The organism is Pantoea folii, assembly GCF_056678875.1.
The window spans coordinates 87,660-114,402 of the sequence record NZ_JBWXON010000016.1 but is presented as its reverse complement, the minus strand read 5'-3'; the positions used below and the strand labels follow the sequence as shown (position 1 = coordinate 114,402).

Below are 26,743 nucleotides of genomic sequence, written 5' to 3'. Positions count from 1 at the left end.
TCCATGTTTTCCCTCTTACCTATCACGCTGGCGGCGTTTGCGCTGCTGGCGGTGATTATCATCGTTCTGATCCGCACCACGGCACTCCGCTTATGGCAGGGGTTAGTGCTGTTTTTACTGCCGTTAATCCTGGCGAACATGCTGTGGTTTAGCTGGTTACATCCACGTCAGGAGCGACAGGCGCTGGAAAGCGAGGTGGCAAATCAGTTAAGCCTCGCACCCGGCTATCGTCAGCTCAAAACACAGGAGCCGGCGTTGTGGCAAATGCTTAATCGCGAGTTACTGCACAAGCGTATGGAAGGCGTGCCTGCTGACCAGGCGCTGGGCGAGTTACGTGGATGGCTGATGGATCTGGTTAATCAGCGTATGGCGCGTGCAGACGACGAAACGCTGCTCAATTATTTGCGCGTGTCAGTGCAGGAGATGCAGGCACTGCAGCAACCGGAGCCACAACGCTGCTTCCGCTTCCTTTACCCGCAGGTAAATGGCGGCATCAATTTGCAACAAGCGCTGTCACCGACGTTGTACCAGCGAGATGCCCTGGCGTTAGATATGCTCCTGAAAAACAGCACAGGCGAAGAGCGACCGATTGATCAGCAGGGCGCACAACGTGATTTGCAGAGCGTCGTGGAGAAACTTTACGGCAAGTGGGGTGATAAACTTCAGCAACTCAACATACCTGCTGATACTGCCGTCGATCGCAGCGCCATGTGCGCCATGTCGATTGATCTCTATAGCGGCATTCTCGCATTGCCTGCCAAACAGTCCGCCAACCTTTTGCGTAAGATGGTCAGCCTTACCGGTTAGGTTTACGCGTAAAAAAAAAAGCCCGCTCAGCGCGGGCATAAAGGTCACTTTCCGTTTGTTTTTCTCGTGTCACCTGGTGTGGTGCAGACTTCGTGCTGTCTGAAAGCATCATGTCATCGGTTAAGTGATATGAAAAACCGTTTGGTTTTATTGATTTGATTGGTAAAAACTTTAACAAAATGACTATTTCGCGCCAGTTTCCTATAGATGCGTGCGGCATAGGCATTTAGACTGCTTCGCCTGGAAGAGGACACCCTAATGAAAAAAATGCTTATTAGCGCGCTCGCGCTTTTTATGCTGGCCGGTTGTAGTGTCAGCAAACCCGGTGGATTTGAACGTGTCGATGAAGATAAAAGCTCAAATACCGTGCAATATCGTTACGACCCGCATACGTTGAATAAAGATGCGATGGAAATCGATTTGGCGAATTATTGTAACCAACGTGGATTTGATAAAGTGGAATCGCTGCCCGCGCAGGACAGCCATCTACCCGGATTAAAGAAAGCCTGGTATCAATGTAATTACGCGGTAAAAAGTTAAAAGAAAGGGCGGGATAATTTCCCGCCCTTTTTGTTTTTTTATTATGTGCTGTGTGTGCTTTGCCCAACTACCAATGACGACCATGATGACCACGGTCATGATGCCAGCCACCGCCGTGGCCCCAGCCCGGTCCGCGCCCATGTCCGTCATGAACGATACAACCACTCAACATCGTCATAATGGCAACAACTGAAGCAGCTTTAATAAGTGTTTTCATGGAGAGTCCTCCTCTTTTCCAATGAAGCCAGATTACCGGGGAAAAGTGGAGTGAAGATGCAGTAAATGTAGAGTTATTTCTGGATCTATTACCAGATATGTCAATTTAAAGCTAAAAACGTCAAGGCGGGAAATAAACCAATCAGATAAAACCGAATGCCTGATGATAATAACGCGAATAGTCTGAAATGCAATCCTAAATAACAGCCGTTCTCAACTCTTAAAACATTACGCAGAAAAGATGGAGAAAATAGATGCCGCACAGTGATGCGGCATCTGTTGAGATTAATTATGCAGCAAAGGTTCAGTCACGTTTTGACGATTTGGCAGACGGATGCTGAGCGACAACACCAGTGAAATCACCAGCAGTGTCATGATCAAGCTGAAGGTCACGGTAAAACCACCAAACACGGAAGCCACCAGTGAACCCATCACGCTGCCGATACCGAATCCCAGGTAAATCAGCCCGTAATTTTTCGTCAGATTATTAAGACCAAAGAAATCGCTGACCAGGGAAGGGAACACGGTGATGGTGCCACCAAAGCTAAAGGCAACACAGGCCAGTGACAGGAAGAAGGTGGTTTCATTCATCCGGGTAAACAACAAAATGCTCATGCCCACCAGTGAAACGATCTGTGCCAGTGAAATGACGCGAATACGTGCCATTTTATCGGAGAGTACGCCGAGAATAAGACGGCCACTCAGGTTAGCAATCGCGATGACAGTCACGGCATTAGCAGCGGTTTGCGTGGTCAAATGGACCATCCCTTCGCCGATGTCTTTCGCCACGCCAATCACATACAGTCCGCTCATGCAGGCAGTGAGGAACATCAGTGCCAGCATCCAGTACTGTGGCAAGCGCACGGATTGCGCCAGCGTGTAATCTTTTTCCAGCACTTTCGCGTTACCGCTGCTTTGCTGGATAGGGGCATCACGCATCATCAGCGCACCCACAATGATCATACTCATCGCCAGCACACCCCAAATCATAAAGGTGTTCTCCAGACCGTAAGTGCTGAGCAGCGCGCCACAGATAAATTTGAAGCCGAGGCTACCTAAGCCGTAAGCGCCAATCGAGCAGGCGGAGATTAATCCTTTGCGCTCCGGGAACCACTTCACGCAGTTTGACAGCGTCATCAGGTATCCTGCGCCATCCGCTAAACCGACCAGGATGCCGGCGCTGAGATACAGCATCATCAGGTTATCGGCATGAGCGGTCAGCCAAAAGCCAATCGCCATTAAAATCCCGGCGCCGATGGTGACGTTACGCACACCAAAGCGCTCCTGTAATTTTCCCGCCAGTGACGATGCAATCGCCAGGCCCAGGCTGAGTAAACCAAACGAGAAGGCAACCTGACTGATTGGCGCATCAAGCTTATGCGCCAACTGGCCGTTAAACAGGCTCCAGGTGTAAACCGAACCCAGTGCAAACTGAGTGATGATGGTGCCGATAAGGGTAAGCATGCGGGTGCGCTGCAACTGCGCGGATAGTTCTGTTTTCATTTTTATCTCTCCCCTCAGGGAATGCGGAATCTGCAGCGATAATAGGCAGCTTACGCGCGCGTGGGGCGAAGCAGGGCATCAAGAGACAGGATGAAGGAATGAAATGCAGTAATACGGGTATGAATGGCATTGGGTCACAGTGGTGTCAATTTAAGCGTAGCGGTTGCCATGGGTAAGCATGTGTAACCAGGTGTTATAAGCGTACCGATTTCGCTGCAAGATGACAGTTTTTTGCCAGGCTTAAAATTCACTCAATAGGAGGAAATATGACAGACCGAGCATATGAATCCGCGTCAAGCGAGGATGAAGTTTGCTGCATCATCGGTCAGGCGGTGATCGAGTTAAGCGATGAGCATCAGCCTGTGAATAAATCCACGCTGTCGCTGAAATTACTGGCTATGGCCGATCGCGACAGAGATGATGAACGCGTTCTGCTTTACTGGATTGCCAGAAAAGCCATCAATAAACCTCACCAGCTCAATATCGGCGTTCAGGGCTGGCGCTAGAGGACCAAAGAGCGGGCGCAATGCCCGCTCTCGCTATTCATGCCAGGCGTAATTTGCGTGCCGTGGGCCAGCGCACAAACATCACCATATTCCCCATCAGAATCATCGACAGACCCACGATGGCATTGCTGTGCCACTGATATCCCTCATAAATGGTCGACAACGTCAGTGCCACCAATGGGAAAAGCAGTGTGCAGTAGGCGGCCTGGCTGGCTCCGATACGGCCGACAAGCGTGAAATAAGCGCCAAATCCCAGCACAGAGCCAAAAATGGCCAGATAACTCATCGAACCAAGCCACTGCAAATTCAGCGCAGGCGCTAATGAATCGCCATTCAATAGTGCGATGATTGCCATAACAATTGCACCATATAACATGGCATAGCTGTTGGTGGTTAGCACATCACGTTGACGGCGCTGATGGCGAGTCGAAATCATGTTACCCAAAGAGAATCCAAGCGTGCCCAACGCGCTCAGCCCAACGCCCCACAGCAGTTGCGGAGCCGGGTGCGCTGCCTGAATGTCATTCCAGAACAAGGCAACAATTCCCCCCAAACCAAGCACGGCCGCGGGCAACAGGCGAAACGGTGGGCGCTGACGGAAAAAGATCCAGCTGTTGAGCGCGTTATACAGCACGGCCATGGAGAAGATGACCGATTCCAGGCCACTGCTGATCCACGCTGCCGCATGATAGAAACAAACGAAGTTGAAGCCAAATACGCAACAGCCTTGCAGTAAGCAGAAAAGGTGATCTTGCTTATCCAGTGCGCGCAGACGTTTAATCAGCTTCAGGATCACTAACATCAACACCGAGGCCAGCAAAAAGCGCCAGAATACCGCTACCAGAACCGGCGTGTTAGCCGCTTCTTGTTGCAGGAAAATCGCAATCCAGGTCGTGCCCCAAATCAACACCACCGCAAGGTACAACATAATGTTCATCGCATTCTCTCCAGCAAAATCATTGCCTGAAGTGTGACGATCATGATGGCCATCTGCTTGCACGCAGTTGCGCGCGAATTGCAAAATCTTGCGCTTTTTACACGGATGTCCTGCGTTGGCCTGTTTTCTGGCCGTGGAGATCCGTAAACTGTGCGTTATTAACCTGTGAGTGGATGCCTTTGATGCCCGATTATCAAACCTTCGACATGCTGCAGCGCCATAAAGCGCAATTGCGCGATAGCGTGCAGCTTTCGGGTGGCATCAAGTTGGCGGCCTGGTTTAATAGTGGCGATCGTGTCACTAATCTTAGCGATCACCATACGCTCAGCCTGTATACCGCTGATGGCTATGACACCTGGCATAAAACTCAGCATGGTTGGCGCAACGGCGGTGGTCCGGATCGCTTCTGCCTGATGCCTTCTGGTATTGAATCCACCTGGGATTTACGCGCCGATTTGTCGTTCGTACATCTCTACTGTACTGACGAGCACTTGCGTCATCTTGGCGAACAGATTTGGGATCGCAGCCCCGCCCAACTTAACCTGCATGAAAAGATCTTTGCCGACGACGATCGTATCACGCAACTTTATCGCCATTTCCTGCTGAGCGTTGACTGGCAGCAACCCGCTAATCAATTGATGCTGAGCAGTGCCTCAACGTTGTTAATGACGCATCTTTTGCAGCGCTACAGTGAAGTGCAGTGGCAGGCGCCACAGGTGCGCGGCGGCATAGCGCCCGCGGTATTGCGGCGTGTGTTGGCTTTTATTGATGCACAGTTGGATCAGCCGTTGACGCTGGCGCAATTAGCTGCAGAAGCTTCATTGAGTGAGTATCACTTTGCTCGCATGTTCCGCAGCAGCGTGGGCGAAGCGCCACATCAGTTCGTGATGCGTCGTCGTATGGATACCGCACTGCAACTGTTGAAGTTCAGTGCACTGCCGTTAACTGAGATCGCGCTGCGTTGCGGTTTCCACTCTTCCAGTCACTTCAGTAACCGTTTCCGCCAGTTGCATGGTGTCACCCCTTCCGCATGGCGCCAAAACGCGCACCAGCTTTGATTCCGCTGTAATTACCTGAAACAGCCAGTTTCTACCTTCGAGAAACGTCTCAGATTCATTCACTCTCATGCTAATTGTGATGAACTTTTCTTAGCCTTAGATACAATGCCATCCATTAACATGTTGTTTTTGATGTGATAATTACATGTTTAGCTTATGCGGAGTGGTAACGATGGAAATGCGCGTTTCAAAGCTTGAAGCCGATGTATTTGAAATGAAGGCAGATATTAAAACGTTGAAAACCGATATGGAAACGGTGAAAACCGACCTGGCGGTGATCAAGTCTAACTACCTAACGAAAGCCGATTTACATCAGGAAATCGCTAAAACTCATGTAGAGATCGCCAAAATTCACATAGAGATGACCAAACAAACCAAATGGATCCTGGGTGGAATAATGAGCGCGGCTGGACTCAGCTTAGGTATAGCGCGCTGGCTGTTTTGAGGGATTAGACCTAAAGCCAATATGAGGGAATGATGAACACTGCAAGCTGCCCTTCGTCACATCCAACGTCCATTCAGATTCGCATGTTTACCAGGAGTAGATTTCTGCCTGGGGATGGCATTGCTTATGATCAGAATTATAGTTACCAGGCTGGAGGAAACATGCTTGAAGTGCGCGTTGTAAAACTTGAATCTGACGTCAGTCATATTAGACGTGACGTTGAAGAGCTAAAGGCCGATGTAAAATCAATCGATAGAAACATGGCTGCCGTGCTTGAAAAACTGGAAGGTCTCAAAGAGTCACTCGCTAAAAAGCCTTTGACAGATGCAGTTGATAAAAAGATCTCTGAAGCGAAGTTGGCTGTTTTACTCGGTGTTCCAGCCTTAATCGCTATTGGCACTACGGCCTACAAGTTGATAGCGCATTTCTATTTCTCATGAAGACCCGTAGCCGTCTTGGTTTAGTTAAACCCACCGCCATTCATCGAAAATCTTTGCGTGCCAATGATTCGGCGATTGCCTGATATAAAGGGGGATGAGGAGGGCAGCGAACGGCGATATGGTGTCCCCTGCAGGAATCGAACCTGCAACTAGCCCTTAGGAGGGGCTCGTTATATCCATTTAACTAAGGAGACCTTGTTTTCTTTACTTCCGGATTAACCGAAGTGGTTTCTATACTACCGTAAAACCTCAGATTTTAACAACCGTTACAGTTCTAACTGTGTGAGTTTGTTTCGATTGTTTCTTAATCAAATCTTGTTCGTTCACTTGTCTTTGAGTACACAATGAGTACAGAATGCAATTAAACCGTGTGTACAGGACATAAATAAGTGGCACTCAGCGATACCAAGCTTCGCAGCATCAACGGCAAGCCATACGATGGCCCTGCAGAAGTCACTGACGGTGATGGTCTCAGCGCGCGCATCACTCCTACCGGAACCATAGCTTTTCAATTCCGCTTTCGCTGGAATGGAAAACCCGTTCGCCTGACTGTTGGCCGCTATCCCACCACTACGCTCAAAGATGCTCGTGTCATCGTTGGCGAGATGCGCGGATTGTACACGAAGGGTATCCACCCTAAAACCTACTTTGCCAGCGGTAAGGGTGAATTAACGCTGAAGGAGTGCCTTGATGAATGGTGGAACAAGTATGTTGATGGACTGAAGGCCAACACAAAAATTCTGTACAAGTCGGTTGTGTACAACACGATGTACACGGAATTTGAGGATATGCCGGTTGCCAACATCCCTGTGTCACAATGGGTGCTGTTCTTCGACAAACACGAAAAGTTAAATAAGAAAAAGGCGCGGGTGCTTCTGCTTCAGCTACGCTCTGTCATCAACTGGTGCATCAGCCGCCAACTGATCCCGTCATGCGAACTGACGAAGTTAAGCGTTAAAAATATCGGCAAGAAACCTGACGTTGGTGATCGCGTCCTCACCTATACCGAACTCGCAAAAATATGGCTGGCGCTGGAAAACAGTAAGATCACCACCTCTAACCGCATCCTCCATCAGCTGCTTTTACTTTGGGGCGCTCGCCTGTCTGAATTACGCCTGGCGACCGCTTCAGAATTCAATATGAGCGACTACATATGGACCACGCCCGCCATCCATTCAAAGATGGGTAATGTTATTCGCCGTCCTATATTTGAGCAGGTAAAGCCCTACATCGAGAGGCTACTTGCTACCGACAATAAAATACTCTTCCCCGGACAGGAACTGGACAAGGCAATAGACAGGTCCTCATCAAACCTCTACATGAGGAAGTTACGCAGCGGAATTGAAATACCAGAATGGCGAACACACGATTTCCGGCGTTCACTGGTCACCAACCTATCCAGTGAGGGAATAATGCCGCATGTCACGGAGAAAATGCTGGGGCATGAGTTAGGCGGGGTAATGGCTGTTTATAACAAACATGACTGGCTTGAGGATCAGCGCAAAGCGTATGAGCTCTACGCTGATAAAATCTTTTGGCATGTTAAACAGCTCGGTTAACGCCACCTGATTCAATCCATCGCTGAACGGCTTTGCGGCTGTAGCGCGCTGGATGAGTCAGAACAGGCGAGGGGAAGCCGTGGCATTTACGCAAGCGCCACAGAGCGGTGCGCGCTTTGCCAATTTCCTGCATAACTTCCTGTTCGCTCATAAAATCAGTATTCATATTTCCTCCACGCTTCCTGCTGCAACAGGCTTGTTGTGCCGTGACATGTCACGGCTTAAGTTTGGTTTCGTGCCACCCAAGGCGGCACCAACACGCATCTTCATCCCTAAAGCAGCAATCCTGCACAGGCAGTGAATCACCGCACTTACCACACTGACGTTTACTCATGGACTTAAAGAGGCTGCGCTTACGAGCATCGTCCTGTCGAATAAGCAGAGAGATGTACTCGGACATATCGTAGGGTTCACGACCTGGACGACGAGCGGCGCAGTTGTGAGCCAGCATTGCGACTTCCTGAGCATCGAGCACCAGTTCAACCTTAGTTTCACCGGCAGCGGCCTGACGTGCCCGCTGCGCTGCTTTGCGTTCTGCAGGTGAGGTCATCATTCAGGCTCCGGTGCTGGTGGATTTCGGTAAAGCGGAATCCATACGCCTGACCGCTTTCTGACATCCTCAATCACGGAGTTTTTTAGCATTGCACCGGTTGTTTGATGAATCCACACGATAGGCTGTGCGAACGACTTACGCAGCGCCAAGAGTTCCGTAATCGCACTGGCAGCATCACCCATAAGTTGGTGATTTTCTGCATCCCAAAAGGCATCGTAATCTTGCTGCCAGCACTTCAGGTCATGATTAATCTTTCTAAGACGCTCATCACTGACCATCTGGTTACTGTTCATTGGTTGGCTCCTCCAAGAATATTGAATGCTGTTGCTGCCACTCGCGGAACTTGTCCATTTCCAAGGGCTTTAAGTCTGTCCATCCCGAAGGCCACATCATTAGCCACTCTGCGTAGTTTGGGCACACATTCAGGCCAGGCACTTCCTCTCCTCCAGCTTCCAGATGCTGCCACCCAAGATAATCCTCCAGGTTGTACCGGTGGTCTCCTGTCCTGGCTCTTATCCACGCAATCCCATGACTTCCCATGCTCGCCCTTGGGGTAGGCAACAAGCCAGATTCGGTCTCTACTATGGGTCGCTCCGCACTCTGATGCTGAAATACAACACCACTCAGCATCAAACCCCACTTTGGCAAGGTCACCGAGGACCATGGCAAGACCTCTTCCCATAAGCAGAGGTGAGTTCTCCAGCAAGACGTATCCGGGTCGAACCTCACCGATGATTCTTGCCATTTGCTTCCAAAGTCCTGATCGCTCGCCGTCGATTCCAGCGCCTTTGCCGGCACCGGAAATGTCCTGGCAGGGAAAGCCGCCAGAAACGACATCAACAATTCCGCGCCATGGCCTTCCGTCAAAACTGCACACGTCAGACCAAATCGGGAAAGGTCGGAGTGCTCCATCGTTTTGTCGTTGCGCCAGAACTTGTGCGGCGTAGGCATCACGCTCAACGGCGCAAACTGTTCTCCAGCCAAGGAGGTGCCCACCGAGTATTCCGCCGCCAGCGCCTGCGAAAAGAGCCAACTCATTCATTGACCCTCCACGCGCTTAAACTCGATCACCCACACCCAAGGGTTAGCCTGCCAGCTTTCCTCTCCGTAGATGGATCGCCACAGGCTACGGAAACCGAGGAAGTGCTTATCACCGATAACGCAACATTCAGTTGGTGCGCCTTCAGCTTTCGCGTCTTCCTCACTGATACCCTGCACCCGCTCCACACGAATGCCGGTAATCTCCAGCGTTATGCGGGAAGCCCAGCGCGGCATGTGGATGGATGGCGTCCAACCAACCATTTCGCTACCTTCCCAAGATGCGCGGTGAATACAATGCTCAGGCTTGCGATATCGCTCAGGTATCATGCTTAGCGGTGAGCCTTTGCAGCCGTAGAACTCAACATCACCCCACGTTCCATCACGCGGAGCGTCAGGCATCCACGTCTCACGCACCCACAGGCGATCACCTACTGCACCAAACGGGCACTTAGCCAGAAACTGCTCTTTGGTATAGTCACACCATGTGCCGCTCTTATTACGCATTGAGAAAACATGATCGCCATACCACTTGTCGCCTGGCTCGCGATAATCGATAACCTTCTGCCCATTGGCCTGCATGTTTTTGGCAGGTGACTGAACGATCCGGCGCGTCTGCGTCTTTCTGCCTTCCAGAACTGCACGAACCATTTCGGCGTTAAAGATGATTGGACGCTCTTTCATGACATCACCTGTAAGTTAGGGCGCGACCGAAGCAAATCCATTTCCATCTGAGAGATGATGTTGATGGCGTGAGAGATGCCGGGCTGCTGGTGGTTGGTCAGGATGGTGAGCATCCGCTTCGCTTCACTGAGCGTTTCACCGCGCATAGTGCGTACCCACTGATCGGAGGCTGGGGTAGCCAGCGCATGATTAATTTCATCGATCAGGTTCACGTCAGCATCAGCTTTCTGAAGCGCTGTAATCACGTCAGGCAGAACGCTATTGATGCGCAGCACTTCACCGGCCATTACGTTTGCACGAGCAGTGGCCACATCAAGACGTTCAGCCAGTTCAACAAAACGCTTTGCCATTTCGATGATTGGCGTATCCATGCTGAGGGCTTTAGCAAAGGTGTAGGTGGCTCTCACCATCTCTTTGTTTGATTGTTGGTTAGTCATGCTGGTGGCCTTACTGAGTAGTGAGTTTCTTGTTAAGCGCTTCTGCTTCGCGCTCGGCCCGGATCGGGTTGCGATACAACTGACCATCAGGTGCTATCCAGCCGCGAAAAAGGCGGTTGTAAACGAAGATGGCAACACCTACCCGAATGTTGTCGTTAGGCTTCTCCATCAGATAGGCCCCGCTTAGCTGCGTCATATTCACTACCAACAATCTCAATGGCACCCGCATCAGCTTTTGGTGTGGCTGAGGTGCTCGCATAGATAGCATCGCCGAAACGGAAGTACTCAAACCCACAGATAAACAACATTCCCCAATCGAACCCGATTGAACGCAACAGACCGTTGCTGTCGACGTGACCAGTTGGGAAATTTTCAGACCAGAGCTTTTTCAGCTCTTTGTGTTGCACGCTCATGCCTTTTGGCGGTCGAGACTTAGGCCAGGATGAATAACCGTTGTCACTTTTCGGCACTGTCCACAGTTCCTTAGCCACATAAAACGGTGCGCTGCCAAACTTAACGCCGAATAAGTAAGTGCGGGTTATGTTCCCTTTAAATACGGGCTTAGCTCCGAACAAAGCAGCCAGAGCCTCACCTTTCTGACGAAGCAGCGCTTCATCTTTTTCGCGTTGGTCCCACGCCGATAACTGCTCAGGCTTATTAAATTTCCAATACGCCATACTTCCTCCACGCTGTTTTTTGGTTGCACGAATCCCTTGCCTTAGATGGCAATAAATCACTGAGGGATTCATAAAATTGGCTGGCAGGTTCTGCAAAACCTGCAGCCGGTTAACTCCACGCTATGAAAGGTATTGCGGTGCCGGGTGCCTCCCGGTGCTCTGGCTGAACTGACAAGGTCCAGAGCGGTGACTTAGACTTGTAGCACCAACTGACCGCATGAAAGTTGGTATCAGTTCACCGCGAGCGCATAGCCGCATTCACCACAATGGAAAAAGAGCGGTCCGCCTCCACCATACTTTGCCTGCCACCATCGGGATTGGTTACTTCGGCAGTCGGAGAATTCAGTTTTTCATGCCCGCGCTCTTTGCATTGTGTGCCGTCTCTCCGGCTGTCACCCTTAGCGTTTCATCCAGTTGCAGGCCTGAGCCACTTACCAGACGGACACCACTCGAACTTTGTGTTGCGGGTTACACCTGTACTACGCGTCGAGTTCGCGCCTTGCAGTTAGCATCTCATGCAAGGAAAGCTGTGTTTACGGCAGTAGGATTGCCAGCCCTGCAGCTAAGTCGAATTCGTGCCGGTCTTTCCCGGCTGTCCGTGGCCCAACTGTTACACCCGTATTTCTCGCGCTCTTCACTGATGCATCAGATTGGCGGATTGCCCGAACTTTTCGGTCACCGGTTAAGGGATGCGCCACCGCAACCCATCAGTTCATCACAACGTTGAGAGCACTTAGCGCTCTAATGGCGCGCCAGAGTACGCCCACCAAATGCTCTCAACGTTGTGAAAAAGAGGCGGTCACCCCGGTCGAACACTATCTTCACTCTCCTGATAAGGGTGAAAGCCCCGGAGAGACCGCCAAAGTAAAACAACATCTCTCATTCCACTACACACAGCCTTTAAAACGGACCCTTAGAGGGCATTTGGACTTCTTCCAGCTCAACACTCAGCACACCAGTATCTGCATCACAGATCAGTTCAGCATTTGGGAAAAGCTTAAGAAACGTAATCAAATCCCCGATGCTTGTAGCCGCCATCTGCTTGACCATCATTGGCAATTTACTCACCTGACACCCCCGCATTAAATTGATTCCGGCTTATTTATGCACGCCCGGCTCGTGCTATCTTGGAAGTTCTCACACAGCCAAGAGACTTCAATTATGATTACTGGTTTCGCACATCTCTATAATCAGACAAGAGAACATGTAGCAAAAGTTAGGTCAGTCCAGACATCTGGTTATGTAGACCAAACTGAGTTGTCTCGCGTTGACAACAGGGCCATCCAACTTTGCCTACTTGACCTCGTACTTGCCGCTCACAGAGTTAAATACGGTAGTAAATTTGAAGGTCTTAGCGGCATCACTGCCTTACATCACAAGCTACTCATCAAATACCAATGGCCTGTCTCTCTAATCAAAGAAATGTCACTCTCTGATTTGCTTATTGCCATTCATGATGAGCTCAATGTTGATGACCTTGATCCTGAAGCTAAGCGCTATTTTCAGGAATTAATTGATAACTCATATCCTGTAACTTTCTCGGACACCATTGAGGAAGAATGGGACCCTAATCTTTCTGCAAAATGTCTAAGGCTGAAGACTCCGTAAGCTCTTTAATCTTTGCATCGATATCTTCCAGCTCGCGTTCCAAACATTTTTTGTGATCGCGGGCTGCACTTAGTTGGCTAGCTAATGAAACCTTCCGACGCATCCATTCTAAAATCTCAGATTGCTCTAAGCCCGGGTTAAGGATTACTGGCTCTATTTGTTGCATTACAACCTCCGCAAAACCACGCTTAAGCGAATCATCCCGATATTCATATGCCTCGGGCGGCTACTTCGTGGGCGTCCTGCCTGTTCGCTGTTGATGGATTAAAAGTACCTTTAGTTACCTTCTCTGTCAATACTATTTGTACCTTTAGTTACATTGAGGGATGAAAAAAAGCCGCGAAGAGCGGCTTAATGTAACTATAGGTTCTGAGTAACTTGAACAACCTTGCCAATTATTCGGCAATTTCCGTCTATTGATATCGGCTTAAACATGGGATTCAAAGGCATCAGGTAGGCGTTCGGGCTATCCCACACCAGCTTTTTAACCGTGGCTTCTGATGAGCCATCCAGAATGGCAACAACAATTTTCCCGTAGAGGTCGTCTATCTGCCCAAAGTTTGGTTCAACGATTACTACAGACCCCTCAGGTATTGAAGGCAGTCCGTTAGGGTTCGTCATCGACTCACCTCTGACGATCAAGCCGAACACTTCATCAGAAACGTCACTGGTAGTATGGGTCCAACTCAACACGTCGCTCAACCTTGAACTTGCATAGCTATCCGTCCAAAGACCAGCCTGGGCAGCAGAAATTATGGGCACACCAATTGGTTTTTTGATGTATGGGGAAATTTTAATGTCATCTTCCTGAGTGGCATCTTTCGAGTATAGAAGCCATTCAGGACTGGTTTGTAGAATCTTAGCCAGCCTGTGGAGATTTTCTCCGTCAGGTTTAGTTGTCCCATTTTCCCATTTTGTGACTGACACGCGACTTATACCAAGCGCCTTTGCCAAAGCATCTTGAGTCAAATTCAGCTGCAGCCTTCTAGATCTTATGCGGTCTTTCATCTCTGTTTTCATGTAACCAATGTTACCCAAAAGCAATGTAACTTTTGTTTGCTTTTGCGTGTACCTTTAGTTACCTTATTATCCATTATGTGAAGGAGGGAAAAATGCTTAAACAAAACGTTGTAGCGCACTTTGGCGGCATATCTAAAACCGCAATTGCCTTAAAAATTTCTCACCCAGCTGTTTGCCGATGGGGAGATGTAATCCCGGAAAAACAAGCCTTCGTTATTGAGCGAATTACGAAAGGCAAACTTAAGTATGACCCAAGCCTATATGCAAAGAATAACGCACCGGCGGCTTGAAAATAACCACAGTAAAAGGGGTATGACAGTGGGTAAACCAGAATCACAAATCGATAAGCAACCAGCCTGGATGGTGGCGGCTATCAAGAAAACCATAACAGAGATGCCTGGCGGCTACGCTGGTGCAGCTGACTGGCTTGGCGTGTCGGAAAACATGCTGTTCAACCGTCTGCGTGTAGATGGCGATCAGATGTTCCCGATTGGATGGGCAATGCTTCTGCAGCAGGCCAGCGGCACAAAGTACATTGCTGACGCCGTATCTCGCAACAGCAACAGCGTCAACGTTCCGCTGGTGGACCTTGATGAAGTTGATAACGCCGATATCAATGATCGTCTGATGGAAACCATCGAATGGATTGGCAAGCACACAGCTTACCTTCGTGAAGCGACCGCAGATGGAGAGATTGATCACTCAGAGCGTGAGCGTATCGAAGAGAACAGCTATCAGGTAATGGCTAAGTGGCAACAGCACCTGACTTTACTGTATCGCACTTTCTGTCAGCCAGAAAAGGCGAACGCCCCGGGTTGCAGCCCAGAGCGTTCTGTCGCGATCAATATCCAGCGTGGAGAACGTGGAGATAAATCAGCATGAGCAATTTAACCAGACATCAGGCGTTTCCGCAAATGCGTTGCCGCCCGTTGCATGGCATCACCGATGTGTACCGGTATGTGAGGATGGTAAACGGGGTGTGGGTTCCAATCAACCACATCAAACCTACTGCAACTGTGGGTGACATCACCAAAGAATTGGGAGAGCAGCCATGCGAGTTCTCGACCGGTGGTTCACCGACAAACGAGGTATACCCGTCCGAGTTATCCGCTGGGAGCCCGAATCAAGCCGGGTTATCTACCTTCGGACCGGTTATGAACATGGTGAGTGCTTCTGCCCTCTCAGCCAGTTCCAGCGCTACTTTCGGGAAATAGAGGCACCACATGAGCTTACTTCTGAAAGTGAAACCGCTGGTGGTTAGTCCAGTACTGGCCTGCCGTATTGGCCTGAATGAAGCCATTGTGCTGCAGCAAATTTGCTACTGGCTGGAGGACACCACATCAGGCGTTGAGCATGAGGGCCGCCGCTGGGTTTACAACACCATTGAAGACTGGAATGAGCAGTTTCCATGGTGGTCATCAGACACGGTTAAGCGTGCTCTGACCTCGCTTAAAAAGAGTGGTCTTATTTACGTTGAGCAGCTTAAAAAGACGCAGCATGACCGGACTAATTTTTACGCAATTAACCACGCAAACCCACTGCTGACCGATGAGGGCAAATTGCACTCATCGAAGGATGCAAATTGCACTCTTCGAGCGGGGCAAGTTGCACCAATCGAGCAGGGCAATCTGCTCTCATCGATAGGGGCAAATTGCACCGATCTTACAGAGAATACAACAGAGAATACTACAGAGATTACAGGTAAAGACTCTTGTCCGGTTTCTGCGAAACCCGACGATGTGCAGGATGAGTTCAGAGTTCTTGAGCATCTGAATCGTGCTGCAGGTCTGCGTTACCAGAAATCTCGTTCATCGCTTGGCCCAATCCGTGGTCGCCTGTCAGAGGATTTTACGGCTGATGAGCTGATCCTAGCCGTGGATTACACCATCGCCAAATGGGCTGATGACGCCAAGATGCGCGACTACGTCCGTCCGGAAACGATATTCCGTCAGGGCAAGTTCCCCGCGTACCTCGGCTCCGCTCAGGCATGGGAGCGCGCTGGCCGTCCGCCTTGCATCAAGGGGAAGTGGCAGCGCGACAACACCCAGGTATCCAGCATGGATTACCAGATTCCTGACGGATTCAAGGGGTCTTAACCATGAGCAACGTAATCAACACTGAATCCCTGATCCTCAGCCACCTGACCAACCACGAAGGGCAAACACCTGGCGAGATTGCTGAAGCGATTGGACGCACTAGCGGCATGGTTCGTAGAACGCTGCAGACCATGACTGAGTTGGGTCAGGTATGGCGCGACGAGTACACCCGTTATTACACATCGATCCCTGATGCTTGCAAAGACCTGAAATTTATTGAGCTGAGCCACAAAGCATACGGCTATCAGGATACCGGCATGTGGAACTGCGCCGCTGATGCCTGGTTAAAAGCGTTCGACTGCACAAAGAACCTGGGATTACGCGAGAAGGCTATCACCTGCCGCAAGGCATGCATCGCAGAAGCGAACCGACGCATTCCCAAGCCAGAGCCTGACCCGCTTCTGGGAAGGAGTTACAGCCGATGAGAGCCATTAAAGCGCACTTCATGCGCAACGCAGAGTTCTACATCGGCGCGCGAATTTCGATTCTGGCGACCATCAGTTTGATTATTTATCTGGCGTGGGAGTTTCACAAAGCATGAGCAATTTAAATCAGGTCTATAAAAACAAAGACGACAGCAACACCGATATCACCGTTCGCAAAACCCATCTGCTGGGCGTTAGTGAGCTGTACATCGAGCCGGGATACAACGTTCGTGAAATCGACCAAGCCCACGTTGAAGAATTCCGTGATGCGTTCATTGCCGGTGAGCATATCCCTCCGCTGACTGTTCAGGTGACAGAGCAGGGCGTGAAGATTATCGACGGGCACCACCGCTGGCATGGCGCGAAGCTGGCACAGGAAGCAGGCCACGATATCCGTCTGGAGTGCAAAGACTTCGTAGGCAACGAAGGCGAGCGCATTGCTTTCATGGTGACCAGCAGTCAGGGGCGACCACTTGAGCCGCTGGAGCGCGCAACAGCTTACCAGCGCCTGATTAATCAGGGCTGGGAGCCTGCTGAAATTGCCAAGAAGGTGAAGCGTTCTCCAGCTGATGTGGATCATCATCTTCAGTTGCTGGCTGCCGGTGATGGGCTGATCGCGATGGTTAAGGCAGGTGAAGTGGCGGCATCAACTGCAGTTGCCATGGTTCGTGAGCACGGCGCGAAAGCTGAGACCGTTGCCAAAACCCAGCTGCAGAAGGCTAAAGCGAGCGGCAAAAAGAAACTGACCCTGAATGATGCGATGCCTCAGTTCAGCGCAGCCAAGATGCGGGAATTGCTGGAGCTGGTGGCGAAACATTGCGAGGTGAATTTCGCAGAAGAGACCTTCGCAATCACCCTGGATTTTTCCAGCGACTTCGAAGCGCTGAAGGCGATGCAGATTATCAGAGAAGCCCGTGAACATTACGCCACAGAAGTTAAATCTGACGATATCGGCATTCATGAAACCGCGTTACCGCTGAGCCGTGATGATATTCAGCAGCAAAGCGGGATTGATGTGCTGGCCTGTGTAATTGCCGCGTTCGGCGATAAGCCGACCTATACGCACGCTGAATCCAAATACGCTCACACATGGGCAGCAGACAGCGTATCAAACCCTGGGTTTCTGGTAATCCCTGCTGAGACAGTCGATAAAGCCATTTCATTCATCAGCAAACACACTGCGCGTGAAGAGATTGCTGAATGGGTTTCGGCGAAGTATCAGGACGACCCACAGCTTGATGACGTTATAGAGCGTTTCGCTGAAGTGCTATCAGAAACCGACATGCCGCTCGATGTGGTTCTGGCACTGCTGGACAGCATCGATCATGAATGTGGTTACAACATCCGGGCATTGCGCCAAGAAGTTAGCTCCCGCCTGTCCTGCGTAGCAGTCCCCAGTGCTGACCAGGAGGTATAAGTGAACATGAAAACCAACAATATGGTGACTTCGTGTCAACTTAATTCAGAAGCCGCCAACAGCACAATGACCAAAAAAGAAGTTGATCACGTTGCATACACGCTTGAAAAGCTAATCGAGTGGGCCAGAAAAGCTACTGAAACTGAAGGCCTCATGTTCCACGGCCTACATCCCGTTGAATCGGCAGAGACTGTGCTGAAGTTTCTGAAAATGAAAGCGAGTGGTGAGTTATGACAATCCAAATCAACGGCGATAATTGCCGTGAAAGTGGAATGGAGCAAACCTACAACAGGAGTGATGAGTGATGTTCGAAGAGAAGTTAACGCACGATCAGCTTTGTGACATCGCTTGCCGCTTCCTGCAGAGCAACGGCTTCAAGGTGGCTTTCCACGATAAGTTTCGTGCATGGACCTCATACGGTGAGCAGCCTGACGCAATCGGCTTCCGTAATGGTGCATCTTGCCTGCTGGAAGCCAAATGCTCACGCAGTGACTTACTGGCTGACCGCAGAAAGCCTTTCCGTATCGATCCTTCAAAAGGTATGGGTGACTGGCGATTCATGATCAGTGAGCCTGGCATTGTCGAAGTTAGCGACCTGCCTGAGGGATGGGGATTACTGCATGTCGTTAAGGGCAGGGTGAAGAAGATTCACGGCTGGCCGGGCAACATGCATTGGGTGATGACTGACTCAAAGCCCTTTCAGGCAAACAAACAGGCTGAGTGCGACATGATGTTCAGCGCGCTGCGCCGTATGGATATTCGCGGACACCTGGTTGAAATCTATGACGGATTACCGGGCAAGCCGGAAGTGCAGGAGGCCATTTGAAACTAACTCTGCCATTCCCTCCATCCGTAAACACCTACTGGAGAAATACCAGGAAGGGAGTATTAATCAGCGCCTCCGGGCGCTCTTTCCGATCCAACGCTATTGGCGCGGTGTATGAGCAACTGAAGCGTAGGCCAAAGGCGATTACAGTGGGCGTAGAGGTATCTGTCATCCTGTACCCCCCATCACGCCAGTCACGCGACCTCGATAACTATCTGAAAGCTCTATTCGACAGCATGACGCACGCAGGAATCTGGTTGGATGACAAGCAGGTGAAGAGATTAACAGTAGAGTGGGGCGAAGTCGTCAAAGGCGGCAGGTCGGAAGTGACGATCAGTGAATATCAGGCGGTGGCCGCATGAGGGCTATATTCACACCTGATGTTGCCATGAAGACCGGCATTGTTCTGCTAAAGCCGGGAAGCGACCTGATTCCAATGTTTCGGGAACGCGTTATGGTCTGCACAATTCCCCGTGACATGTCACACCTACCAGCAGGCTTAATCAACGACAGCAGCCAGCCGTTACTGGATGAGCCAACGCTGAAAAACTTCTTTGCTGACAAGAAGGTGATCGCCGCTGCTGGTGGAATGGATGCACATGATGCGTGGGTGCAAAGAATTGGCACCTGTCAGTTCGACAAAAAGGATATTTACCATCATGCGCATTACACTACCCTGCGGACCGATTCCGGGAGTCTCTGCCTGTGTTATTCCTGCGACAATTACTGTCGTTCCAACGGTCTACCTGGTATCCTGGAATCCGTAGCAGCAGGTAATCTGGCGCGCTGGATTATTGAGTCGGCATGCATTCAGATGGGGTTAGGATCGGACCATCTGATGACATTGCCCGAGCTGTGCTGGTGGGCCTGCCTGAATGGCGTTATTGACCTGATACCGGAGTCACATGCTCGCAGTGTTCTGCGAATGCCGAAGCTGATTGCCGATACCGGGCCAATGCCTGAAGCGATGATTAACCCGGCACCATCGGCGCAGGAGGTGATTCAGGAAGTGGCTGAGGTGGTTAAGCAGGTGTTGACCATCGGCATCGACCCGGAATCACCACAGTCATACATGGCGCGCCCAAAAAGGTTGCGCTGGGCCAATGATAAGTACACGCGGTGGGTTAAAGCGCAGCCATGCGCATGTTGCAATAAGCCAGCAGACGACCCGCACCACATCATCGGACACGGACAAGGGGGGATGGGAACGAAGGCGCATGATTTATTTGTGATACCGCTTTGCAGGGCGCATCACGATGAACTGCACCGGGACATGAGGGAGTTTGAAGAAAAATACGGCAGTCAGTTAGAACTGCTGGTCAGGTTCCTCGATCACTCGATTGCAGTCGGCGTGGTCGGGTAAAGTTAAAGCGTGGAGGAAATTATATGCGTGACATGTCACAGGTATTAGAACGCTGGGCGGGCTGGGCTCGCTCAGACCGTAGCGGCGTTGATTACTCGCCAATCGCAGCAGGATTTAAAGGTTTGCTGCCACAGGATTCAAAGTTAACGCTGTCATGCACTGATGATGATGGACTGGTTATTGAATCATGCCTGGCTAAACTGCGTACCCGCCGTCCCGATGAGCACGAACTGATTGTGCTGCATTACTTCTACAACATATCCAAACGAAAGCTGGCTCAGCGCGCTAAATGCGATGAGAAGATGATCCGCATTCAGGTTCAGATGGCTGAAGGCTTCCTTGAAGGCTGTCTTGCGTGGCTTGATGTGCGGCTCGAAATGGACCCGGAATTAGAGCCGAAAAAAATAACGCAAAAAACATTATCGCGGTCCGCAAAATCATTGGTAATGTGATAAGACTCGGTACTGCGATGTACTGCTTATCTTAAAGAATTCAGTTGCGAAAGCTGTGAATAATTAAAGCGCCCGGAGCCTCACCAGCTTACGGGCGTTTTTATTTGCGCCATTAGCTCAACGGATAGAGCATCGGAGTTCTAATCCGCTGGTTCGGGGTTCGAATCTCCGATGGCGCGTCAAATCTCAAAAACGTGCAGTTTTGCGATCGCGTGAGAATAAGCTCAACCCTGTGCTCGACGGGGCAAGTAACTATCGCGTAATGCGTCAGGGTTTTTATTTACAGAGGGTCGCCATAGAGCGGCCTTCTTTCGTTTTTGCGCCCGCCAATCACTTCGACTCTCACCCTTTCACGCTGTGGCGGCGCGCAATTTTTAATTGTGACTACAGACAGCACCGACCGTAACCACGGAGGTGAAGATGAGTATCAATCATATGAGCAAACTAGCATCAGGAGCGGCTTACGGCGCGGCTGGTTCAGCTGTGGCCAATGGCGTTTTATCGCGACTGAGCCCGGATGAATGGAGTGCGGTCGGTGTGATAGCAGGTATCGTGCTGGCGCTGATGACGTTTGCCATTAATGCCTATTTTAAGCGCAAGGTTTCACTGGCTCAGATCCGAGCACTTGAGCAGCGCGGGTATATCCCGACCGATAAGCTTGGCGAGGAATAACTATGGCTATGTCAGCCAGTCTGCGTAACAAGTTGATTGCCGCAGCAGGCGGTGGGTCAATGCTTATTGCCTCGCTGTTTATCGGTGGCAAGGATGGTGTAGAAGGTCGCGTTTATGAGCCTTATAAGGATGTTGCCGGGGTATGGACCGTTTGTGATGGCCATACTGGCAATGACATCGTTAAGGGCCGCAAGTACACGGACAATGAATGCAATCGACTGCTCTGGAATGACCTACAGCCAGTAAAGAAGGCAGTGGATGGTCTGGTTAAGGTTCCTCTCGGGGAATACCAGCGCGCCGCTCTATATAGCTTCACCTATAACGTTGGCACTTCGGCGTTCTCAAAATCTACTCTGCTGAAAAAGCTAAATTCTGGTGATGAGCTTGGTGCATGTGAAGAGATGCGCCGATGGGTTTATGCAGGCGGCATGAAGTGGAGAGGGTTGCAAAACCGCCGTGACATGGAGCGATCACTTTGTCTTGCGGAAGGTGCAAATGACATTTAGCTTGCGCACTTTACTGCTCGCACTGACAGTGATGATCGTAGCTGCCATTGGCTACGGGCAAATTCGCTATTTGAATGGCTGGTATGCCCACAGCGATAAAGTTAACGCGGAATATGCACTGAAGAAGCAGAAGGCGGAAACCAAGCTGGTTCCCACTGAGCAGAAAGCGGCCGCCGCCAATGCTGATGGCAAAGTCATTTACCGGACCATTACCCGCGATGTGGTGAAATATGTTCAAAATCCGAATCGCACTGTGTGCTACTTTGATGATGTTGCTGTCAGCATGCGGCAGCGAGCAATCGACGCGGCCAACAATATCTCAGGATTTGATGAGCCCGCCGTGCAAAATGAGTTCAGCGGGAAAGGACACTGACACCGACCTGCAATCGGACGTCGAGAACGCGGATTGCGTGAGAACACTTCGCCTGAACACTTACCGGTGGCAGGCTTGGTACAAGGCTGGAGAAATTTAGTCTTACTGTTACATAAAGATTTTCAGGTTCCTGCCGTTAGTAGATTTTGACATCCGCATGCTTAGTCGAGTGGCTTGGAACTGATCCGATGAAACTTGTTTGAACAATGTGGTAAGTGTGTCTATAATGCTGCGCCCTTTGATTTAACCGTAAGCAATACAGAACAAATCTTGTTTTTTCACTGTCTGGTTGCAAAAAAAAATGAAATGCGGTTATAAATAAGTCATCAGGGATGCCGTAGCACTTTAGTAAAGTTGCTTTGCGTGATTCGCGGGGACTGTTCATGAATTTCATCGCCACCTTAGGTTTAGGTCTTGCACCACTGCTTTTGTCTACTCAGGCACAAGCAGCGAACGTTGCTGTACCTATTGCTAGCGCTCAACCAGCTCAAAAGGCCTCTACTTCAAGATCTAGAGGTATAACTCCTGACGCTGCACTGAGACTAAAAACTGAAGTTAGCGACCGCCTTTCTCAACTGTTTTCTGTGCGAGAAAAGCTTGAAAAAGCTATCGTGCGCATCCAGATGTCTTTTGATCGTGGTGAGCACGTTGAGATTCCTAACGAGCTTGAAAGTGCGTTCTTTGCTGCCATTACCGCAGGGGAAAGCGCATTACAAATTGTTGATATTTCATTCTCAAAAATACTTGGTGCAGAGCGAGTAGCATGTAGGCCAGCACTCGAAGCACTTAAAGCCGAAACTATCGGTGGGTTAGTTGCTACAATCGAGACTATGAAAAAGTTACCAGAGCTTTCTAAGCAAATTCAGGAAAAAGAAGCAGCCATCGTTACTTTTGGAAAAGAACGTATGTCTATTGCTTTGAATTCTGATAGGATTGAGATGAAACCGGGATTGTCTCGCGAAGAGAAGAGACGTCTAATTTTATCTCATGCATCTTGATTAAGGCCTGTGGTGAATGTCTCAAAAGTACACCGTTTCATTTGGCAAGCTCTTCGCTAAAGAGTTTGAAAATTTCACAGAGAGTGATCAGGACAAGGTTCTTGATTTTACTGATCTCTTTGAAAAGCATGGTCTCGGTGACTTTTCTCAATTCGTAGGTAAGATTTCACCATCTTGGTCCAATTTAGAATCTGACCACCCAAACTTCACATACGCAATGACCAATAGTCTGTGGCATTACCACATTGGTCTTCCAGAGTATGTTCAAAAGCATCCTAAATATTATACATCGGATTGGGTGGTTCACTTCCAGTGGAAACAGGGAGATTCACATATCCATTTAGTAGATATGTGCTATCACTACACCTCGGACGGCAAGTTTTATTTGCCAGGTGAGCAGTACCTTGAGAAAGCTGGTTAAAAAAACGACTTTAAGAAACCGCCTACGGGCGGTTTTTTTGTTTCTAATCCACCTAAAAGGGATAACGCTTAGCCACGCTGTGAAGCGTTGCGACACTGTGAGATTAATTCGCTTCACTCGGATTAATCCTAGCGATAATGTGTAACCTCCATTTATGAAACGGAGGTTGTATGTTAGAGAGCTATTTCGGAACTACCGGTGCAAAACTTGAGGATAGGCAGCGACTTTTAGCAGTTCAGGCAGCGCTAGAGATTGCTAAAGCATCAGCAGGAGCAAGTGGTGCTAACGCTAGAACTGACAAGGTTGAAGAAGATTTAAAACATGCTTCACAGCAAATTGAAATCCTTGCAGATGCCATCCAGAAAGCGCTAAAGAAATAAAATTTATTCAGAATGAACAAGCCGCCCACGGGCGGTTTTTTATTTTGTGCTGAAAACTGCATTCACTGAGTTCACTTTTCAGCATAAACACAATGAATCATCGGCTGGCTATATGGCATCCAATTCACCCTGGCATAACCTTTACAATTCTAAGCGCTGGTATCGTCTGCGCTATCACCAACTTCAGAAGCAACCGCTGTGCGAGTTTCACCTCAAGCGTAACCAAGTCGTATCCGCATCCATCGTTGACCACGTCACACCGCACAAAGGTGATGATGCTCTGTTCCATGATCCAGAAAACCTCCAGTCTCTATGCAAACGCTGCCATGACTCAGTGAAACAACGCATGGAGAAGGGTGGAACAGTGACTGAGTTTGACGATGAAGGCCGGGTTATCTGGTAATAGGAGCAACCATGAAAGACATGAAGATTGAGTATCGCGATGGAAAGCTTGTCGAGCTTCTCATTGATGGTGTTGATTTCAGCTCAGCCACATCTGCCAGCTTTCATCATGTGGCTGGAGATGGTGTACCAGTATTGACGATTTCATTACCGATTGGGGTTGGTTCATCACACCCAAACTCAAGAGGAACGCGCGAAAACTTTCGAATCATCGAGAAATGATAATCATTATCAATATCAGGATGTGAATTGCTCGATTTTGGTGCGTTTTCATGCATATGAGATGGATTATCATTTGAAATCCACGCTGACAGGGGGGAGGGCAAAACTCTGGCAGCAAATTTTTAGAGACCGCGCCCTCAGTCTTTTTTTTAAAAACGTCCAGAAAAAAAGGAAAAAGTAATGGCACAGCGAGGCAGAAAATCTCTCGCCGCGACTTCTGCTGTCTCGCTTCCGACCATGGCTCAAGGCAGGCTGCAGCCGTCGATTCATCTGACCGATCCAGAGATAGACGTCTGGGTCAGGCTGGTGAATGACAACCCGGCGAACTCATTCACCGAAACGCACCGCGACATGATGGAGATGTACTGCCGTCACATCGTGCAGTCCCGCATCCTCACCATGCAGATAGAAGAGTTTGAACTCAGCTGGCTTTCCCGCGAAGACGGCCTGAAGCGCTACGACAAGTTACTCGGTATGCGCGAGCGGGAAGTTCGATCTGCATCGTCTCTAGCGACCCGCCTGAGGATCACCCGGCAGGCAACCGCCGACCCTAAAACGGTTGGCCGCGCCAACAACAACCTCGCCAGAGATAAAAAGCCCTGGGAAATTGATTAAGGCTGGTTAGCGAATGGCGAAAAAAAAGCTTACAAGGGCTGAGCGCAATATCGCCTGGTGTGAGAAGCACATTCTGATCCCTGAAGGGAAGTACGTAGGTCAGCCTCTGAAGATGGCTCCTTTCATGAAGGATGACTTCAGAGCGATTTTTGATAATGAGCATGGCACCCGCCGTGCAATTATCAGCAGAGGGCGAAAGAACGCCAAGACGGTAGAGACAGCGATAATCATGCTGCTGTATCTGGTTGGTCCCGAATCAGCACCGAACTCACAGCTATATTCTGCGGCCCGATCACGTGATCAGGCCGCGATTCTGTTTAACCTAGCTTCGAAAATGTGTCGTATGAATCCGACACTGATGCAATACGTTGCCATAAAAGACTCAGCCAAAGAAATTCACTGCCCTGAACTGGGCTCGTATTACCGCGCCCTCAGCGCTGAAGCCACCACGGCTTACGGTTTCTCGCCGCGATTTGTCGCCCACGATGAGCTGGGGCAGGTGCGCGGGCCACGTGACCCGCTTTATGAGGCGCTGGAAACAGCGACCGCCGCGCAGGATAACCCGATATCCATCATCATCAGCACTCAGGCACCCGATGCGAGTGACCTGCTGAGCCTGCTGATTGATGACGGGCTTACTGGCGCGGACCCGAGAACAGTCGTCCGCTTGCAGACAGCGCCAGAAGATATTGATGCATTTTCGGTTGAAGCCATTCGGGCCGCTAACCCGGCTTTCGATGTGTTCATGAACCAGAAAGAGGTTCTGGACATGGCGGCAAGCGCAAAGCGACTGCCTTCCCGGCAGGCTGAGTTTGAAAACCTTGTCCTTAACCGCCGCGTTGAGGCAAAGAGCCCTTTCGTCAGCCAGTCGGTCTGGCACATGAACAAAGAGCAACCCGACGATCTTACGGGTGCAACGGTCTGGGGCGGTCTTGACCTGTCCAGTGTGTCCGACCTTACAGCGCTGATACTGACCACCGCTCAGGGTGATGTTCATTCCAAGTTCTGGTTGCCTGAGGATGGACTGGCAGATAAGGCAAGGCATGACCGAGTCCCTTATGACATATGGGCACGGCAGGGTTACCTCAGCACCACGCCCGGCAAAGCCATCGAATACGCCTACATCGCAAAGGTGCTACGAGAAGTTTTCGATACCTGCAACGTCAGGGCAATGGCTTTTGACCGATACAACATGCGTTTTCTCCGCCCACACCTTATTGATGCCGGGTTTACAGAAGCCGAACTTGAACGCTTCGTGGAATTTGGGCAGGGCTTCGTTTCTATGTCTCCCGCTCTGCGTGAGCTTGAAACCAAGCTCCTGGGTGCATCGCTGCGCCACGGCAATCATCCCATCCTGGAGATGTGCGCCAAGAACGCCACGGTAATCACCGATCCAGCCGGGAACAGGAAGTTCGTGAAGGGTAAATCCAGCGGCAGGATAGACGGCATGGTTGCACTGGCCATGTCCATCGGCGCTCAGACAAGCGATGAGATTGAGGACGAGGGTGATGTGAACGACTTCATTTATAACTTTTTGAGCGTTTAAA

Annotated in this window: 42 protein-coding genes and 2 tRNA genes; 30 read left to right on the top strand and 14 right to left on the bottom strand. The window is 50.1% G+C overall.

Annotated elements, in window-relative coordinates; genetic code table 11:
• Positions 1 to 3: 3 nt before the first annotated feature.
• Together AC1MDE_RS18445 and AC1MDE_RS18440 are read left to right on the top strand one after the other, a co-directional pair.
• The gene (locus AC1MDE_RS18445; RefSeq protein WP_480344965.1) at positions 4 to 807 is read left to right on the top strand and encodes a hypothetical protein; all 804 of its coding nucleotides are present in this window, start codon (positions 4 to 6) and stop codon (positions 805 to 807) included.
• Between the two features lie 258 nt (positions 808 to 1,065).
• Positions 1,066 to 1,347 (top strand): putative periplasmic lipoprotein, encoded by a 282-nt coding sequence (locus AC1MDE_RS18440; RefSeq protein WP_058959043.1) that lies wholly within the window; start codon positions 1,066 to 1,068, stop codon positions 1,345 to 1,347.
• Between the two features lie 67 nt (positions 1,348 to 1,414).
• Here the strand turns inward: AC1MDE_RS18440 and AC1MDE_RS18435 are convergent, their stop codons facing one another.
• Positions 1,415 to 1,564, bottom strand: coding sequence for a hypothetical protein (locus AC1MDE_RS18435; RefSeq protein WP_167347087.1), 150 nt, complete (start codon positions 1,562 to 1,564; stop codon positions 1,415 to 1,417).
• 284 nt (positions 1,565 to 1,848) lie between these two features.
• Complete coding sequence (locus AC1MDE_RS18430) at positions 1,849 to 3,066, bottom strand: L-lactate MFS transporter (protein ID WP_034825201.1); 1,218 nt, start codon at positions 3,064 to 3,066, stop codon at positions 1,849 to 1,851.
• Between the two features lie 266 nt (positions 3,067 to 3,332).
• Here AC1MDE_RS18430 and AC1MDE_RS18425 point away from each other — a divergent pair, with 266 nt between their 5' ends.
• Positions 3,333 to 3,572, top strand: a complete 240-nt coding sequence (locus tag AC1MDE_RS18425) for a hypothetical protein (protein WP_034825199.1) — start codon at positions 3,333 to 3,335, stop codon at positions 3,570 to 3,572.
• A 37-nt stretch (positions 3,573 to 3,609) separates the two neighbouring features.
• Here AC1MDE_RS18425 and AC1MDE_RS18420 read toward each other — a convergent pair whose 3' ends face one another.
• Positions 3,610 to 4,509: a DMT family transporter gene (locus AC1MDE_RS18420; RefSeq protein WP_480344964.1), complete on the bottom strand. Its 900-nt coding sequence runs from the start codon at positions 4,507 to 4,509 to the stop codon at positions 3,610 to 3,612.
• 182 nt (positions 4,510 to 4,691) lie between these two features.
• Here AC1MDE_RS18420 and AC1MDE_RS18415 point away from each other — a divergent pair, with 182 nt between their 5' ends.
• The 3 genes from AC1MDE_RS18415 (at position 4,692) to AC1MDE_RS18405 (ending at position 6,452) form a co-directional block, all read left to right on the top strand.
• A complete protein-coding gene (locus AC1MDE_RS18415) occupies positions 4,692 to 5,567 on the top strand; it encodes a helix-turn-helix domain-containing protein (protein WP_480344963.1) in 876 nt (291 codons plus the stop codon).
• Between the two features lie 172 nt (positions 5,568 to 5,739).
• Positions 5,740 to 6,012: a hypothetical protein gene (locus AC1MDE_RS18410; protein WP_058959040.1), complete on the top strand. Its 273-nt coding sequence runs from the start codon at positions 5,740 to 5,742 to the stop codon at positions 6,010 to 6,012.
• A gap of 161 nt (positions 6,013 to 6,173) precedes the next feature.
• A complete protein-coding gene (locus tag AC1MDE_RS18405) occupies positions 6,174 to 6,452 on the top strand; it encodes a hypothetical protein (RefSeq protein ID WP_034825194.1) in 279 nt (92 codons plus the stop codon).
• A gap of 119 nt (positions 6,453 to 6,571) precedes the next feature.
• On the opposite strand, the gene AC1MDE_RS18400 is transcribed toward AC1MDE_RS18405, so the two are convergent.
• A tRNA-Arg gene (locus tag AC1MDE_RS18400) sits at positions 6,572 to 6,646 on the bottom strand.
• A gap of 195 nt (positions 6,647 to 6,841) precedes the next feature.
• On the opposite strand from AC1MDE_RS18400, the gene AC1MDE_RS18395 reads away from it, so the two are divergent.
• Positions 6,842 to 8,011: a tyrosine-type recombinase/integrase gene (locus tag AC1MDE_RS18395; RefSeq protein ID WP_480344962.1), complete on the top strand. Its 1,170-nt coding sequence runs from the start codon at positions 6,842 to 6,844 to the stop codon at positions 8,009 to 8,011.
• Here the strand turns inward: AC1MDE_RS18395 and AC1MDE_RS18390 are convergent.
• The 9 genes from AC1MDE_RS18390 to AC1MDE_RS18350 form a co-directional block, all read right to left on the bottom strand.
• Positions 7,995 to 8,177, bottom strand: a complete 183-nt coding sequence (locus AC1MDE_RS18390; RefSeq protein WP_039332520.1) for a helix-turn-helix transcriptional regulator — start codon at positions 8,175 to 8,177, stop codon at positions 7,995 to 7,997. The two genes, AC1MDE_RS18395 and AC1MDE_RS18390, sit on opposite strands and share 17 nt — an antisense overlap.
• 48 nt (positions 8,178 to 8,225) lie before the next feature.
• Positions 8,226 to 8,564, bottom strand: a complete 339-nt coding sequence (locus AC1MDE_RS18385; protein WP_480344961.1) for a hypothetical protein — start codon at positions 8,562 to 8,564, stop codon at positions 8,226 to 8,228.
• A complete protein-coding gene (locus AC1MDE_RS18380; RefSeq protein ID WP_480344960.1) occupies positions 8,561 to 8,857 on the bottom strand; it encodes a hypothetical protein in 297 nt (98 codons plus the stop codon). Before AC1MDE_RS18380 ends, AC1MDE_RS18385 begins: the two co-directional genes overlap by 4 nt.
• Positions 8,854 to 9,606 (bottom strand): DNA cytosine methyltransferase, encoded by a 753-nt coding sequence (locus AC1MDE_RS18375; protein ID WP_480344959.1) that lies wholly within the window; start codon positions 9,604 to 9,606, stop codon positions 8,854 to 8,856. The genes AC1MDE_RS18380 and AC1MDE_RS18375 overlap by 4 nt, the downstream gene beginning before the upstream one ends.
• Positions 9,603 to 10,286, bottom strand: coding sequence for a hypothetical protein (locus AC1MDE_RS18370; protein ID WP_480344958.1), 684 nt, complete (start codon positions 10,284 to 10,286; stop codon positions 9,603 to 9,605). The genes AC1MDE_RS18375 and AC1MDE_RS18370 overlap by 4 nt, the downstream gene beginning before the upstream one ends.
• Complete coding sequence (locus tag AC1MDE_RS18365; protein WP_480344957.1) at positions 10,283 to 10,723, bottom strand: hypothetical protein; 441 nt, start codon at positions 10,721 to 10,723, stop codon at positions 10,283 to 10,285. The genes AC1MDE_RS18370 and AC1MDE_RS18365 overlap by 4 nt, the downstream gene beginning before the upstream one ends.
• A 10-nt stretch (positions 10,724 to 10,733) precedes the next feature.
• Complete coding sequence (locus AC1MDE_RS18360; protein WP_480344956.1) at positions 10,734 to 10,892, bottom strand: DUF1317 family protein; 159 nt, start codon at positions 10,890 to 10,892, stop codon at positions 10,734 to 10,736.
• Complete coding sequence (locus AC1MDE_RS18355) at positions 10,879 to 11,400, bottom strand: hypothetical protein (RefSeq protein ID WP_480344955.1); 522 nt, start codon at positions 11,398 to 11,400, stop codon at positions 10,879 to 10,881. The genes AC1MDE_RS18360 and AC1MDE_RS18355 overlap by 14 nt, the downstream gene beginning before the upstream one ends.
• Before the next feature lie 900 nt (positions 11,401 to 12,300).
• Positions 12,301 to 12,468, bottom strand: coding sequence for a hypothetical protein (locus AC1MDE_RS18350; protein WP_156138065.1), 168 nt, complete (start codon positions 12,466 to 12,468; stop codon positions 12,301 to 12,303).
• A 93-nt stretch (positions 12,469 to 12,561) separates the two neighbouring features.
• Between AC1MDE_RS18350 and AC1MDE_RS18345 the strand changes: the two genes are divergently transcribed.
• Positions 12,562 to 13,008 carry an ECs1072 family phage-associated protein gene (locus tag AC1MDE_RS18345; RefSeq protein ID WP_480344954.1) on the top strand — a complete coding sequence of 149 codons (447 nt, stop codon included), beginning with the start codon at positions 12,562 to 12,564 and terminating at the stop codon, positions 13,006 to 13,008.
• A gap of 360 nt (positions 13,009 to 13,368) precedes the next feature.
• On the opposite strand, the gene AC1MDE_RS18340 is transcribed toward AC1MDE_RS18345, so the two are convergent.
• Positions 13,369 to 14,028: a LexA family protein gene (locus AC1MDE_RS18340; protein WP_480344953.1), complete on the bottom strand. Its 660-nt coding sequence runs from the start codon at positions 14,026 to 14,028 to the stop codon at positions 13,369 to 13,371.
• A 92-nt stretch (positions 14,029 to 14,120) separates the two neighbouring features.
• Between AC1MDE_RS18340 and AC1MDE_RS18335 the strand changes: the two genes are divergently transcribed.
• The 22 genes from AC1MDE_RS18335 to AC1MDE_RS18230 all read left to right on the top strand — a co-directional run bounded on the left by AC1MDE_RS18335 (position 14,121) and on the right by AC1MDE_RS18230 (position 26,742).
• A complete protein-coding gene (locus tag AC1MDE_RS18335; protein WP_480344952.1) occupies positions 14,121 to 14,318 on the top strand; it encodes a Cro/CI family transcriptional regulator in 198 nt (65 codons plus the stop codon).
• A 70-nt stretch (positions 14,319 to 14,388) separates the two neighbouring features.
• Positions 14,389 to 14,910, top strand: a complete 522-nt coding sequence (locus AC1MDE_RS18330) for a YmfL family putative regulatory protein (protein WP_480344970.1) — start codon at positions 14,389 to 14,391, stop codon at positions 14,908 to 14,910.
• 169 nt (positions 14,911 to 15,079) lie between these two features.
• On the top strand, positions 15,080 to 15,289 hold the full coding sequence (locus AC1MDE_RS18325) for a DUF4222 domain-containing protein (protein ID WP_480344951.1): 210 nt from the start codon (positions 15,080 to 15,082) through the stop codon (positions 15,287 to 15,289).
• Positions 15,252 to 16,124: a conserved phage C-terminal domain-containing protein gene (locus AC1MDE_RS18320; RefSeq protein WP_480344950.1), complete on the top strand. Its 873-nt coding sequence runs from the start codon at positions 15,252 to 15,254 to the stop codon at positions 16,122 to 16,124. The genes AC1MDE_RS18325 and AC1MDE_RS18320 overlap by 38 nt, the downstream gene beginning before the upstream one ends.
• Positions 16,125 to 16,126: 2 nt before the next feature.
• Positions 16,127 to 16,549, top strand: a complete 423-nt coding sequence (locus AC1MDE_RS18315; RefSeq protein ID WP_480344949.1) for a helix-turn-helix domain-containing protein — start codon at positions 16,127 to 16,129, stop codon at positions 16,547 to 16,549.
• Positions 16,550 to 16,661: 112 nt separating this feature from the next.
• Positions 16,662 to 17,966: a ParB/RepB/Spo0J family partition protein gene (locus tag AC1MDE_RS18310; protein WP_480344948.1), complete on the top strand. Its 1,305-nt coding sequence runs from the start codon at positions 16,662 to 16,664 to the stop codon at positions 17,964 to 17,966.
• Between the two features lie 6 nt (positions 17,967 to 17,972).
• The gene (locus AC1MDE_RS18305; RefSeq protein ID WP_480344947.1) at positions 17,973 to 18,200 is read left to right on the top strand and encodes a hypothetical protein; all 228 of its coding nucleotides are present in this window, start codon (positions 17,973 to 17,975) and stop codon (positions 18,198 to 18,200) included.
• Positions 18,201 to 18,270: 70 nt separating this feature from the next.
• Entirely contained in the window at positions 18,271 to 18,792 is a 522-nt protein-coding gene (locus AC1MDE_RS18300; RefSeq protein WP_480344969.1) for a hypothetical protein, read from the top strand.
• Positions 18,789 to 19,154, top strand: coding sequence for a RusA family crossover junction endodeoxyribonuclease (locus tag AC1MDE_RS18295; RefSeq protein ID WP_480344946.1), 366 nt, complete (start codon positions 18,789 to 18,791; stop codon positions 19,152 to 19,154). Before AC1MDE_RS18300 ends, AC1MDE_RS18295 begins: the two co-directional genes overlap by 4 nt.
• On the top strand, positions 19,151 to 20,155 hold the full coding sequence (locus tag AC1MDE_RS18290) for a DUF968 domain-containing protein (RefSeq protein WP_480344945.1): 1,005 nt from the start codon (positions 19,151 to 19,153) through the stop codon (positions 20,153 to 20,155). The genes AC1MDE_RS18295 and AC1MDE_RS18290 overlap by 4 nt, the downstream gene beginning before the upstream one ends.
• A gap of 23 nt (positions 20,156 to 20,178) precedes the next feature.
• A complete protein-coding gene (locus tag AC1MDE_RS18285) occupies positions 20,179 to 20,607 on the top strand; it encodes an antiterminator Q family protein (protein WP_039332474.1) in 429 nt (142 codons plus the stop codon).
• Positions 20,608 to 20,713: 106 nt separating this feature from the next.
• A tRNA-Arg gene (locus AC1MDE_RS18280) sits at positions 20,714 to 20,786 on the top strand.
• A 241-nt stretch (positions 20,787 to 21,027) separates the two neighbouring features.
• On the top strand, positions 21,028 to 21,279 hold the full coding sequence (locus AC1MDE_RS18275) for a phage holin (protein WP_245840263.1): 252 nt from the start codon (positions 21,028 to 21,030) through the stop codon (positions 21,277 to 21,279).
• Between the two features lie 2 nt (positions 21,280 to 21,281).
• Entirely contained in the window at positions 21,282 to 21,785 is a 504-nt protein-coding gene (locus AC1MDE_RS18270) for a lysozyme (RefSeq protein WP_480344944.1), read from the top strand.
• Positions 21,775 to 22,158, top strand: a complete 384-nt coding sequence (locus tag AC1MDE_RS18265) for a hypothetical protein (protein WP_480344943.1) — start codon at positions 21,775 to 21,777, stop codon at positions 22,156 to 22,158. Before AC1MDE_RS18270 ends, AC1MDE_RS18265 begins: the two co-directional genes overlap by 11 nt.
• Positions 22,159 to 22,541: 383 nt before the next feature.
• Positions 22,542 to 23,156, top strand: coding sequence for a hypothetical protein (locus tag AC1MDE_RS18260; RefSeq protein WP_480344942.1), 615 nt, complete (start codon positions 22,542 to 22,544; stop codon positions 23,154 to 23,156).
• Between the two features lie 16 nt (positions 23,157 to 23,172).
• Entirely contained in the window at positions 23,173 to 23,577 is a 405-nt protein-coding gene (locus AC1MDE_RS18255; RefSeq protein ID WP_480344941.1) for a hypothetical protein, read from the top strand.
• Between the two features lie 170 nt (positions 23,578 to 23,747).
• The gene (locus AC1MDE_RS18250) at positions 23,748 to 23,957 is read left to right on the top strand and encodes a hypothetical protein (protein ID WP_480344940.1); all 210 of its coding nucleotides are present in this window, start codon (positions 23,748 to 23,750) and stop codon (positions 23,955 to 23,957) included.
• A 46-nt stretch (positions 23,958 to 24,003) separates the two neighbouring features.
• Complete coding sequence (locus tag AC1MDE_RS18245) at positions 24,004 to 24,360, top strand: HNH endonuclease (RefSeq protein ID WP_480344939.1); 357 nt, start codon at positions 24,004 to 24,006, stop codon at positions 24,358 to 24,360.
• 11 nt (positions 24,361 to 24,371) lie between these two features.
• The gene (locus AC1MDE_RS18240; RefSeq protein WP_480344938.1) at positions 24,372 to 24,581 is read left to right on the top strand and encodes a serine acetyltransferase; all 210 of its coding nucleotides are present in this window, start codon (positions 24,372 to 24,374) and stop codon (positions 24,579 to 24,581) included.
• A gap of 180 nt (positions 24,582 to 24,761) precedes the next feature.
• Complete coding sequence (locus tag AC1MDE_RS18235) at positions 24,762 to 25,196, top strand: hypothetical protein (RefSeq protein ID WP_479400829.1); 435 nt, start codon at positions 24,762 to 24,764, stop codon at positions 25,194 to 25,196.
• Between the two features lie 13 nt (positions 25,197 to 25,209).
• Entirely contained in the window at positions 25,210 to 26,742 is a 1,533-nt protein-coding gene (locus tag AC1MDE_RS18230; protein WP_480344937.1) for a terminase large subunit, read from the top strand.
• Position 26,743: the final 1 nt, after the last annotated feature.